This is a genomic window from Bacillus sp. ISL-47 (genome assembly GCF_018613175.1).
Classification (GTDB): Bacteria; Bacillota; Bacilli; order Bacillales; family Cytobacillaceae; genus Cytobacillus.
Genome location: NZ_JAGGQS010000057.1, coordinates 21,767 through 33,148, shown reverse-complemented (window position 1 = coordinate 33,148; position 11,382 = coordinate 21,767). Strand labels below are relative to the sequence as shown.

The window sequence follows — 11,382 nt, the reverse complement described above, 5'->3', positions numbered from 1 at the left end:
TCATTTATCTAGGTTAGTCTACAAATGCCTCAGCTTTTTATTTATGTTCGTCTTCAGTAAGAATGCCCATACCTTCAATATGCTTTCGGGCTTCATCGTCGCCTAGATTATAAATCATTCCGTAGATTTTTTTCATCGTCTCATCGTAGGCATCATTTTCACGGTCGTAATGGTACTGGACATACGGAACGTGAGCTCTGAAGAAGTTTTGCCACTCTGTTGAATAGTTTTGGTCAAAGTACTCCCTTAATGCAATAATTTCATCGTCATTTGCCTCGATTTTATAATTCCAGGTCGAGTCTGTGGCACTCTGTGATATTTCCCCGGAGGCAAGCGTTATATAATACGTTTTTTTATTCCCTTCCATCCTGTCAGCCCCTTTTGGTTTAGGTTCTGTTTAATTTGCCTGTTGATGTTCGCTGCAGCCACTCCCTTTCTGCTGGCGGCCCAACGCCTCATCGCTTTGCTCTTGCGGGGTCTCCCTTTGATCTGCACTCCCGCAGGACTTTGAATAAGCATCTCTGAGTAAACACCGCGCGAAGAAAACCGATAGCATTTTCGAGCTGTCTCGAGCCTTCCGCTCCAATCAACAGGTTGCTAAACAATAATAAGCTTTAACAGAGCCTTGGTTATTAAAAAAAGAATTCAAATGTTCTAAGCAATTCGGCTTTCTTAGTTATCGTTTCCCACATTTATGATAAAATTATACGAAATTAAGATCATTCTCCATGAGCTTACATATACTAAGTTTAATCAATGGCTGAGATCAGCGCATCGTCCCGAAGTAAGGCGGCGAGGAATATTTTTCGGCATGAAGGGTATTAAATAAGTATACTATTTAAAACGGGATCTTTTTTTAGGGAGGTGAATTGCCATGAAACTTATTGATGAGCTTTACGAACTCTACCGGAACAAGCTGACAGGTGATGAAGAGGATATTGACATGCTCGCTTTCGCCTTCTTGGAGGAAATGGATAGAGAGGATTTGCTGGGCATTATCCGAGATATGGATAACCAGGAGCTTTATGACTTAATGGGGCTTTATTTGATTGAGAGCTTGAAAGGGAAATTTGCAAGCGAAAATTATGGCCAGCGCCGCAGCCCGATCATCCATCATAGAAACATACATTAAACGATACATACCAGGATATATTTTAAATCCATAAAATTATGCAGCGGCTCCAATGCCGCTTTTTATTTTGCAAAAAAAATGAAAGGCACTGCTAAACTTGTCTGTTCTTTCCAATCCAGGCGTTCGCTTTCCGCGGGCTGTCTGATGCTCCTTAGTCACCATGCGCCTGCGGAAACCTCCCTTATACTCGCTTCTCCCACTTGAGTCTCACGCCTTCCCTCCAATCTGCAGTGTGTCAATTTCAGCTTTGAGCTTAAACAGAGCCAAATGAGAAAAGACCGGCTTTCCAGCCAGTCCTCATCTATTATCCCAGGTATGCTTTAAGCATCCAAATATGTTTTTTCAAGCTTTGCTTAACAGCAATCAGCATATCGCCTGTGCCTTCATCTTTCGCTTCTTCTGCAAGCTCAATGCCTTCCTGAAGCTCGTTAAGCATTTTTTCGAAGTCATCAACAATCGATTGGACCATTTCTTCTTCTTTTTCAGCTCCTGTCGCTTCTTTGATTGAAGCCGTATCCAGGCACTCCTTCATGGTTGCAACCGGATTTCCTTCTAATGCTAAAATTCGTTCAGCTAATTCATCTACATGTTCATTGGCTTCATTATAAAGTTCCTCAAACTTGGCATGCAGGGTAAAGAAGTTTTTCCCTTTAATATACCAGTGGTAGTTATGAAGCTTTACATATAAAACAGTCCAGTTTGCTACTTGCTGATTAACAGCACTTATTAATTCTTTATTCATATAAATCATCCTCCCAACAATAGAATACCCTCAAAAAATAGAAATAAAACCTGTGCTAGTTCTACCGCGAAATTTTTCATGAAAGAGCTATTTTCATGGTAAAATATTGTTAGAAAAGGGGGAGAAACATGTATACGGTTTTAGTGATATCAATTATCATCGTCTTCGTGGTTCTATTATTAAGTGTAGTAACCACTTCAAAAGCCTATCAATTTAAACATACAGTAGACCCGATTGATCCGCTACCTGAAAATAAAAAAGAAAACGAACAACAGGAAGAGGGATCAGAAAAAAACAAAAACCAATCATAAGCATACGCTATTATAAATAGAGCCTCCGCCTTTTCGGAGGTTTTCCTTTTCTTTAATAGGGGATTGATAAAATGACTATAAAAGTGGAGAGGACATTCTAATGGATATTTACTCCATCATGCTTACTGTTTTTTTAGTATTAAATATTATTCTTGCTGTTTTCGTTATATTTTTGGAACGAAGAGATGCCGGTGCTACCTGGGCATGGCTGATGGTTCTGTTCTTCATTCCGCTGCTTGGGTTTTTCATGTACCTTTTCTTTGGCCAAAATTTAACGAGAAGAAAAATGTTCCAATGGGAAGACCGCAAAAAGTTTGGGATTGATGAACTGCTCAATAATCAGATTAAGGGGATCAAGGCCAAAGATTTTCGCTTTCAGAATAACATTATTTTAAAATGCAAAGATCTGATCTACATGCATCTGGTTAACAATGATGCTGTTTTGACTCAGGATAACTCTGTCACCATCTTTACCGATGGCAGAGAGAAATTTGACTCGCTTATACGGGATATTACGGAAGCAAAGGATCACATTCATTTACAATACTATATTTTTAAGCGAGATAATCTTGGGAGAAGTCTGATCAATCTGCTCACTGAAAAAGCCAAAGAAGGGGTAAAAGTGAGAGTACTGTATGATGAGCTTGGCTCAAGAAGCCTGCACAAAAAAGTTTTTAAAGAGCTGATGGCAGCCGGCGGCGAGATTGAAGCCTTTTTCCCTTCACGTCTGCATTTTATTAACCTGAGGATTAATTACCGCAATCACCGCAAGCTTGCCATCATAGACGGCAAAATTGGCTATGTCGGCGGATTCAACGTTGGGGATGAATATCTCGGCTTAAATCCAAGATTCGGCTATTGGCGTGATACCCATTTACGGATTGAAGGAAGTGCGGTTCACTCCATGCAAACACGCTTCATCCTTGACTGGAATCAGGCTTCCCATCGCCATGATATCTACTATGCTCCTGAATTCTTTCCGCGAGCCTATTCGTCTGAAAATGTAGGAATGCAGATTGTTACCAGCGGACCCGATTCGGAGTGGGAACAAATTAAAAATGGCTATATTAAAATGATTTCGTCAGCCCGCAAATCTATTTATATCCAAACCCCATACTTCATTCCGGATGCAAGCGTTCTGGACGCTTTGAGAATTGCTGCACTATCCGGAGTGGAAGTCAATATCATGATTCCGAACAAGCCTGACCATATGTTTGTCTATTGGGCAACCTTTTCCTATGTGGGGGAAATGCTGAAAGCTGATGCAAATATTTATATTTATGAAAATGGCTTTATCCACGCCAAAACACTGATTGTGGATGAAGAGGTTTCCTCCGTCGGGACGGCCAACATTGACGTGAGAAGTTTCAGACTGAACTTTGAAGTTAACGCATTTATATATGATCGTGAAGTATCGAGAAACTTAACAGAAAGCTTTAAAGAAGATATCCAGCTATCAAGAAAGCTGACAGCAGAAGACTATAGCAAGAGGGCTTTAAAAATTAAATTGAAAGAGTCAGTTTCAAGGCTGTTGTCCCCGATCTTATAGAAAAAACGGGCTGATGGCAGCCCGTTTTTCTTTTATGCAAAAACTTGTTTTAAATCTTCCTTTGATTGATCCAGCCAAAATCTCATCAGGCGCTTGGCACCTTCAAGATCATGAAGTTTTGCCTGGCCGCATTGCTTTTCATTTGCAGCAGGAATTTCCGTTACTTCAACCGCATCCTTCAATGTAGCTTCAAGCAAATCGATGATTTCCTCTACTGCCGGTTCTCCGCTTACAACCAGATAATAGCCTGTCTGGCATCCCATCGGTGAAATATCAATGATATCAAAATGATCATACTTTTCGGCATGTGTACGGATATTGAAAGCAAGCAGATGCTCCAATGTATGAATCACATCCGGCTTCATGGCCTGTTTGTTTGGCTGACAGAAGCGAATATCAAATTTATTGACCACACCGTCACTTCCAACCTTATGTACACCACAGTGCCTTACATATGGCGCTTTAACAGCGTTATGATCTAATTCAAAGCTTTCAACTGAAGGCATCAAGAACACTCCCTAATGTTTTCCTTTTATTATAACGCAATTCCCGACTAAATTCATCAAATTAATATGAACATTTAGACGTTTTAACGATTATATGTTATTTTAAAGGAAAATATGTTCGCAAAAGGGAAGGCCTTTTTATGCTGAAAAAATTATTACTATCACTATTTCGCTTTTACCAAATTGTTATTTCACCTCTTAAGCCTCCAACATGCCGTTTTTATCCCACATGTTCCCATTATGGGCTGGAATCTGTAAAGCGGTTCGGAGCGCTAAGGGGCGGCTGGCTTACAATAAAACGAATCGCCAAATGCCATCCTTTTCATCCAGGCGGGATTGATTTTGTCCCTGAGGAATGGCCCGGCAAAAAAAAGGATTAAGACCCGTACCCGTCTACTACCAAATCGAGCTTACCTGTGCCTGGGTTAATGACTAATCCGTGCACAGGCACATCCTCGGGCATTAATGGATGCTTTTTCACCATATGAACACTGTGCGCTACACTCTCCTCTACTTTTTCAAAGCCCTTCAGCCAGTCGCCGGCGGCAATTCCTGAATAAGTCATCGTATCCAATGCATCCTCTGTAATGCCTCTCTCCTTCATACTGCTAACAACAGTATCAGCCTTCATTCCGCTCATCCCGCAATCATGATGGCCAATCACAAATACTTCCTTCGCCTGCAGCTGGTATACTGCAATAAGGATGCTTCTCATAATACTTCCAAAAGGGTGTGTGACAAGCGCGCCAGCATTTTTAATAATTTTCACATCACCATTTCTTACATTTAGTGCTTTAGGAAGCAGCTCGACTAAACGGGTGTCCATGCAAGTTAAAATAACCATCTTTTTATTTGGGAATTTTGTTGTTTCAAACTCTTCGTATCTCTTTTCTTCAACAAATTGCTGATTATGGTTTAATATTTCTTCTAAAAGTTTCAATTGTTCCACTCCCATTCTAATTAATTATGAGACCAGCAGCTCTTAGCTGCTATATCGGACAAACTTATTGTCAATAATATAGAGAGACTTTAACAGGCTGGCTATGGATTGTTAAAAAATGTCCCTCTTAACCATGATACAAAAAGCCGGGGCTTCAAACAAATTTTATCCTTGCTTTTTGGCTATATATTTTGTAAGATTACTAAGTGAAATCGTAATGATTACGTATTAAATATTTTTTTACTTGATAAATCGTAATAAATACGCTTTATAAAGAGAGGAGAAACGTCATGAAAAAAGCCATTATTTTTTTAACTCTAGGCCTTATTCTGGTTTTATCAGCCTGCACAGATGAACCCCCTGCAAAAGAAGGAGGGGAAAACAAGAAAGAGACTGTTTATACAACTGTCTACCCGCTTCAATATTTTACAGAAAGGATTGGCGGAGATTTTATACAAGTAGAAACGGTTTATCCTCCTGGATCAGATGAACATACTTTTGAGCCATCTCAAAAAGATATGATGAACTTGGCTGATTCAGATCTTTTTATTTTTGTGGGACTCGGACTTGAAGGATTTGTGGAAAAAGCAAAAGAAACATTGAAAAATGAGAATGTTACAATGGCCGCCGCGGGAGAAAATATCGAGTTTGTTCATTCCGAAGACAATCACGATGCAGCACATGAAGAAGAAGGGCACTCAGAGGAACATTCCGGTGAAGAAGAAGAAAGCCATTCTGATGATCATTCCGGCGAAGCAGAAGAAGGCAATGATGACCATAACCACGGGGACATTGACCCGCATGTATGGCTTGATCCTTTATACGCCAAGGAAATGGCAAAATCGGTTAAAGCCGCTTTAGCAGAACAGATGCCTGAACACGAAGAGCAATTCGAAAAAAATTATCAGGAGCTTGCACAAGAGCTTGATGACTTGCACAGCGATTTCGAGCAAACCATAAAGAATGCGAAGCATAAAGAATTCATTGTTTCCCATGCTGCTTACGGCTATTGGGAAGAACGCTACGGATTAGACCAAATTAGTGTCTCCGGGTTAAACTCTTCAAGTGAACCTACCCAAAAGGAATTACAGAAAATTATTGCTGAAGCAAAAGAGCATGACTTAAAGTATGTCTTTTTTGAACAGAATGTGAGCTCACGGCTCACCGAAATTCTGCAAAAAGAAATCGGTGCCAAACCTTTAATGCTCCATAACTTGTCTGTCTTAACAGAAGAGGACATACAAGATAATCAGACTTACTTTACTCTCATGAGAGACAATCTTGCCTCACTCGAAAAAGCATTAAATGAATAAGTAAAGCTCACCTCCCAACCTGGGAGGTTTTTTTATTTCCTTGGCTGTGTAAAAGTTCACTTTGAATTCAGCACCTGTTGATGGGAGCGAAAGGCGTATACATCTGCGGGAGATTGAATCAAAGAAAGATCCCGCACAGGCCTATCATATGCAGAAGAGCAACGGACCGTCCGGGGAAACCGAGAGACTGCAACAGAAATTAGCTCATCTGTTTTCTAGAATTCATTCCTTAGAAATCAATTCAAGGAAATGTTTACATATTTGGGTTTAATTTAGAAGAAACTATTTCCATTGAAGAATTTTGAAGGGATGAAAATTCAATGAGTGATTTATTGATTGCCCGGTCCTTATTTGGGACCACCATGGGCTTCCACATTATTTTTGCCACAATAGGCGTGGGTTTGCCGCTTATGATGCTAACTGCCGAACTCCTTTATCAAAAAACGAAGGACCAGGATTATGTCATTATGGCTAAAAGGTGGACCAAGGCCTTTGCCGTGCTCCTTGGAGTGGGAATCCCAACAGGAACGATTGCGGGTACACAGCTCTCCCTCCTATGGCCAGGTTTTATGGAAGTGATCGGCATAGTAATGGCATTGCCATTCCAAATTGAAATCTACGCCTTTTTTATTGAGGCTTTATTTATGTCCATTTATGTGTATGCAGCTGAAAGAATCCCGCCATGGATGCGGATTTCAAGCCTGGTTCTCGTTGCTCTTGGTGCGTTCGCTTCTGCCGTCCTGATTACAAATGTCCATGCCTTTGAAGGAACACCGCAGGGATTCAGGATTGTTGATGGAGAAATTGTCGATGTGGATCCCTGGGCTGCCTTTTTTAACCCGAGCTTTATTGTGACAGCAGGACATGTGGCACTATCGGCCTATACCACAGGGGCATTTGTGGTCGCATCGGTAGCCGCTTTTAAAATGCTGAAGACACCATTTGGAACCAGAGTTTATAACTTTCATAAAAAAGCCTTAATGCTTAGCTTAATCGTAGGAGGAATCTTTTCCTTTCTAACAGCCATAAACGGCCATGAATCTGCCCAATATCTCCATGAATACCAGCCTGAGAAGCTGGCGGCAGCAGAAGGGCTGTTTGAAACTCAATCGTACGCCCCGCTGGCAATCGGCGGATTTACAGACCGTGAAACACAGGAAGTGAAATGGGGTATAGAAATCCCTTGGGCGTTGAGTTTTTTGGCCGGAAATAGCTTTGATACCGTCGTAGTAGGGTTGAATGATTTTCCGGAAGAAGAGTGGCCGCCGCTTTTCGTCCATACCCTTTTTAATGCGATGGTCGGAATAGGTTCATTACTGATTTTATTATCATTGGTCGCCTTCTTATGGAACAAGTTTTTGAAAAGGGACCGTTTTCCCCGTTTCTTTATGTGGGCTTTTATTGCATCAGGCCCGCTGGCAGTTCTGGGGATTGAGTTTGGCTGGATTTTCGCATGTACAGGACGCCAGCCTTGGACCATTTACCGGGTGCTTTCCACTGCTGATTCCGTTACAACTGCGGAGAATTTAGGTATTTTATTTATTCTTTTTGCCTTGATTTATGTAGTGCTCGGGGCGGCAGTTGTATTTGTCATGCTTTATTACTTTAAAAAGAATACGGTCATTGATGATATCAATAGAGCTGAACAAAAAAACGTTCCTCTCTACGGATCAAACACGTGAAGGAGTGAACTGAATGCCTGAAGAACTGCTGGCCATAACGGTGCTATGGGGATTTGTATTTATATACGCAGTTATGGCAACGATGGATTTTGGCGCCGGATTCTGGTCTATGATTTATTTAAATCGGCCAAAAATCAAAGCTACAAATGTGGCAAACCGGTATTTATCGCCTACCTGGGAAGTTACAAACACCTTTATCGTTGCAATTGTTGTAGCCGTTTATAGCCTATTTCCTTCTGCAGCTTATACTCTGGGAACCGTGCTTCTCATTCCTGGAAGCCTAATTTTACTGCTGCTGGCTATCCGCAGCGCATTCCTCGTGTTTTCCAACATCGCTGAGGAATACCGAAAACCGCTTACATATGTTTCAGGTATATCAGGGATACTGATTCCTGGATTGCTGATCAGCGTATTGCCGATCACTCACGGGAATTTCGTGAACTTCGCTGATGGCAGGCAGTCACTGGACCTGGCACGTCTTTTTACAAGCCCCAATGAATATGCTTTTATCGGCTTTGCCATCTGCAGCACCCTGTTTTTGTCCTCCCTGCTGCTGTCGGACTACTCCAAAGCCTCGGAGGAAATGGAAGCCTACTCTGTGTACCGCAGGGATGCCATTATTTTGGGGCCAATTTCGATTGTCATGGCTTTTCTTATTATGTTCACACTAAAGAAGGAAGCCTTCTGGATTTACGAAAAAATGCTGGATGATCTTCCTTTGCTCTTGTTTTCGCTCGGATTGTTTTTACTTGGCGGATTAGCGCTTTTCCTGCCATCAGTAAATAAAAAAGGCGTGAAGGGGATCCCAAGGCTCGCCGTCATAGCGGTCACCCTGCAATACCTGGCTGCCAGCTATGTATACGGAAAAGCACATCTGCCATACATCGTTTATCCAGAGGTAACCATTGCCTCAGCCTTTACAGATCCAAGCTCATTCAGGGCAATATTCGCTACCTATATTGCAGGATTTCTAATCCTATTCCCTGGCTTTATTTACTTTTGGAGCTTATTCATGAACGACAAACGCTATCTGCGGCAAAAACAAACCAAAGACCCAACCTAACATTCCCTGCAAATGCCACGACTTAATGGCCGCACCCTGCAGAAAATAAAGAAGACCCTGGTACCAGGTACCGCCCGAATTTTGTCGAATTCGGTTTGGTCGCAAATCTGCTAAGGAGTGATAGGTAATGGCTAAAGACGTTTTATGCGAAGTAAATAACTGTACATTCTGGGCAAACGGCAACCACTGCAGCGCTGATAAAATCTATGTAGTCAGCCATACGGGCGAAACAGCCGATAATACGCGCGAAACAGACTGCAAAACCTTCGAACCGCACGACCTTTAAGAGATGGTGACAGGCACCGCCCGAATTTTGTCGAACACAGGCGTGCCATAGTGTAAGCATTTTTATAATGTCTTCCAGGTGACAATAATAAAGCGGTGCCAGGTACTATACCGGCATCGCTTTTTTTTCGGTAAAGCTTAGTATTTTTTAAAATATAATGTTTAAGACATACATAACGGGGAATGTATTGAATAACAACAACTTACAGGAGTGATACATATGTTATCAACAGTTATCATGCTTGGAGCTGCGTTCGCCGCTGCTGCTGGATTAAGCTCCTTTGCGATTAAAGAGGATTCATTTAGTAAAGACGAAATTACTCAATAATTTTTAGGATAAAAGACGCTGCGGAAGCGTCTTATTTTTTTGCAAATTTACCTCTCTCAAGCTAAAAAATACAGTACTGAGATGCAAGTTCACAAAACCGCAATAAATAAAGCATTAACAATGCTATTATTAACACTATAATAAAGATAGAAAATAATAAAAGTAGGTGTCTATATTGACCTTCGCCATTGCTCTTGTCATCATAATTCTTATTGCTGCAGTCATTTTTACACTATTATTAACAGGAAAAAGCGATGAAGGCTATTCCAGTGCCACTAAGAAAAACACCGCGAACCTGACCTATATTTATATCATTGCTATTCTTCTATCTGTTGCAGCCCTGGCTGTCTATATTTATTACTTCACTTAGCCATATGAAAAAAGCAGTTCCGCCACTAAAGCAGAACTACTTTTTGCTGCCTAAAACGCAAAGGTTTCCTTTGAAACTAAGACTTCCTTTAATCTCTTCTCATTAATCTCAAAGCCAATACCAGGCTTGGTAGGGACCTCTATCATTCCATTTTCCACCGTCACTTCAGGAAAAACAATGTCCTCCTCCCAATAGCGGCTCGAGGCTGAAATATCACCAGGTATCGTAAAACCTTCCATAGAAGCAAGTGCGATGTTATGCGCTCTGGAGATGCCAAACTCCAGCATCCCTCCGCACCAGACTTGTATCCCCTTTTCGAGACAGTAGTCATGAATTTTCTTGGCTGTGCCCATTCCGCCTACCCGGCCGATTTTAATATTGATCACTTTGCAGCTGCCCAATTCAATCGCTCGCCGGGCATCATTAAACGTCACAATGCTTTCATCCAGGCAAATCGGTGTTTTTAGCTCTTTCTGCAATTTGGCATGGTCAACTATATCATCGTGTTCCAGCGGCTGTTCGATCATCAGCAGCCCGAAATCATCAAGCCTCTTTAAATGGTCAATATGATCCAGTGTGTAAGCTGAATTTGCATCTGCCATCAAGGGCAGCTTCGGAAAATGACGGCGAATATCCGAAATAAACTCAAAGTCATTATCAGGGCTGATTTTAATTTTCACCCTTTGATAGCCATCCTCGAGGTAAGACTCGATTTGTCTTCGTACTTCTTCCTTTGTTTTGGCACCAACAACCACACCGGATGGAATCCACTTTTGAGTTCCCCCAATAAATTGAGACAGTGGAACTTCTTCCTTCTTAGCAGCTAAATCCCACAAGGCCGTTTCCAAAGCAGCCTTCGCCATACGGTTTCTTTTAAAAGTATCAAATAAAGGGCCAGTCTCTGATGGATGGGTTAAGTCTGTCGACTTCCTCAATAACGGAATAAGAAAATCTCTCAGCATATGAAAGCTCGTTTCGACCGTTTCCTCGGTATACCATGGCGACGAGAATGCTACTCCTTCCCCATAGCCTTTCCGGCCCTCTTTATCCTTCACTTCAACCATGATCCCTTCTCGGTCTTCCACTGTACCCAAATGGGTGGAAAAAGGAGTCCTCATAGGCATTTTTATTTTATATAATGTAATTGATTTTATATCCATG

Annotated in this window: 14 protein-coding genes; 9 read left to right on the top strand and 5 right to left on the bottom strand. The window is 41.5% G+C overall.

All coding sequences use genetic code 11. The features are described 5' to 3' along the window. Positions 1-37: 37 nt before the first annotated feature. Positions 38-367 carry a hydrolase gene (locus J7I93_RS19455; protein ID WP_214727681.1) on the bottom strand — a complete coding sequence of 110 codons (330 nt, stop codon included), beginning with the start codon at positions 365-367 and terminating at the stop codon, positions 38-40. 507 nt (positions 368-874) lie between these two features. On the opposite strand from J7I93_RS19455, the gene J7I93_RS19450 reads away from it, so the two are divergent. Further along, entirely contained in the window at positions 875-1,132 is a 258-nt protein-coding gene (locus tag J7I93_RS19450; RefSeq protein ID WP_214727680.1) for a DUF6154 family protein, read from the top strand. A gap of 304 nt (positions 1,133-1,436) precedes the next feature. Here J7I93_RS19450 and J7I93_RS19445 read toward each other — a convergent pair whose 3' ends face one another. Beyond that, positions 1,437-1,874 (bottom strand): Dps family protein, encoded by a 438-nt coding sequence (locus J7I93_RS19445; RefSeq protein WP_214727679.1) that lies wholly within the window; start codon positions 1,872-1,874, stop codon positions 1,437-1,439. A gap of 128 nt (positions 1,875-2,002) precedes the next feature. On the opposite strand from J7I93_RS19445, the gene ytzI reads away from it, so the two are divergent. After that, positions 2,003-2,185, top strand: coding sequence for a YtzI protein (gene ytzI / locus J7I93_RS19440; RefSeq protein ID WP_214727678.1), 183 nt, complete (start codon positions 2,003-2,005; stop codon positions 2,183-2,185). Between the two features lie 100 nt (positions 2,186-2,285). Continuing rightward, the gene (cls, locus tag J7I93_RS19435; RefSeq protein ID WP_214727677.1) at positions 2,286-3,734 is read left to right on the top strand and encodes a cardiolipin synthase; all 1,449 of its coding nucleotides are present in this window, start codon (positions 2,286-2,288) and stop codon (positions 3,732-3,734) included. 32 nt (positions 3,735-3,766) lie between these two features. Here cls and J7I93_RS19430 read toward each other — a convergent pair whose 3' ends face one another. Continuing rightward, positions 3,767-4,240, bottom strand: coding sequence for an S-ribosylhomocysteine lyase (locus J7I93_RS19430; RefSeq protein ID WP_214727676.1), 474 nt, complete (start codon positions 4,238-4,240; stop codon positions 3,767-3,769). A 140-nt stretch (positions 4,241-4,380) separates the two neighbouring features. Here J7I93_RS19430 and yidD point away from each other — a divergent pair, with 140 nt between their 5' ends. Beyond that, positions 4,381-4,620 (top strand): membrane protein insertion efficiency factor YidD, encoded by a 240-nt coding sequence (gene yidD / locus J7I93_RS19425; RefSeq protein ID WP_214727675.1) that lies wholly within the window; start codon positions 4,381-4,383, stop codon positions 4,618-4,620. On the opposite strand, the gene J7I93_RS19420 is transcribed toward yidD, so the two are convergent. Next, positions 4,617-5,180, bottom strand: coding sequence for a beta-class carbonic anhydrase (locus J7I93_RS19420; RefSeq protein WP_214727673.1), 564 nt, complete (start codon positions 5,178-5,180; stop codon positions 4,617-4,619). The two genes, yidD and J7I93_RS19420, sit on opposite strands and share 4 nt — an antisense overlap. Before the next feature lie 290 nt (positions 5,181-5,470). Here J7I93_RS19420 and J7I93_RS19415 point away from each other — a divergent pair, with 290 nt between their 5' ends. From J7I93_RS19415 to J7I93_RS19395, 5 genes are all read left to right on the top strand, one after another. Continuing rightward, positions 5,471-6,493 carry a metal ABC transporter solute-binding protein, Zn/Mn family gene (locus J7I93_RS19415; protein ID WP_214727671.1) on the top strand — a complete coding sequence of 341 codons (1,023 nt, stop codon included), beginning with the start codon at positions 5,471-5,473 and terminating at the stop codon, positions 6,491-6,493. Positions 6,494-6,813: 320 nt separating this feature from the next. Next, entirely contained in the window at positions 6,814-8,175 is a 1,362-nt protein-coding gene (locus tag J7I93_RS19410) for a cytochrome ubiquinol oxidase subunit I (RefSeq protein ID WP_214727669.1), read from the top strand. 13 nt (positions 8,176-8,188) lie between these two features. After that, positions 8,189-9,238, top strand: a complete 1,050-nt coding sequence (locus J7I93_RS19405) for a cytochrome d ubiquinol oxidase subunit II (protein WP_214727667.1) — start codon at positions 8,189-8,191, stop codon at positions 9,236-9,238. Between the two features lie 127 nt (positions 9,239-9,365). Then, positions 9,366-9,524, top strand: coding sequence for a DUF1540 domain-containing protein (locus J7I93_RS19400; RefSeq protein WP_214727665.1), 159 nt, complete (start codon positions 9,366-9,368; stop codon positions 9,522-9,524). A gap of 502 nt (positions 9,525-10,026) precedes the next feature. Beyond that, a complete protein-coding gene (locus J7I93_RS19395) occupies positions 10,027-10,221 on the top strand; it encodes a hypothetical protein (RefSeq protein ID WP_214727663.1) in 195 nt (64 codons plus the stop codon). A 50-nt stretch (positions 10,222-10,271) separates the two neighbouring features. On the opposite strand, the gene menC is transcribed toward J7I93_RS19395, so the two are convergent. After that, the gene (gene menC / locus J7I93_RS19390) at positions 10,272-11,381 is read right to left on the bottom strand and encodes an o-succinylbenzoate synthase (RefSeq protein WP_214727661.1); all 1,110 of its coding nucleotides are present in this window, start codon (positions 11,379-11,381) and stop codon (positions 10,272-10,274) included. Position 11,382 lies beyond the last annotated feature (1 nt).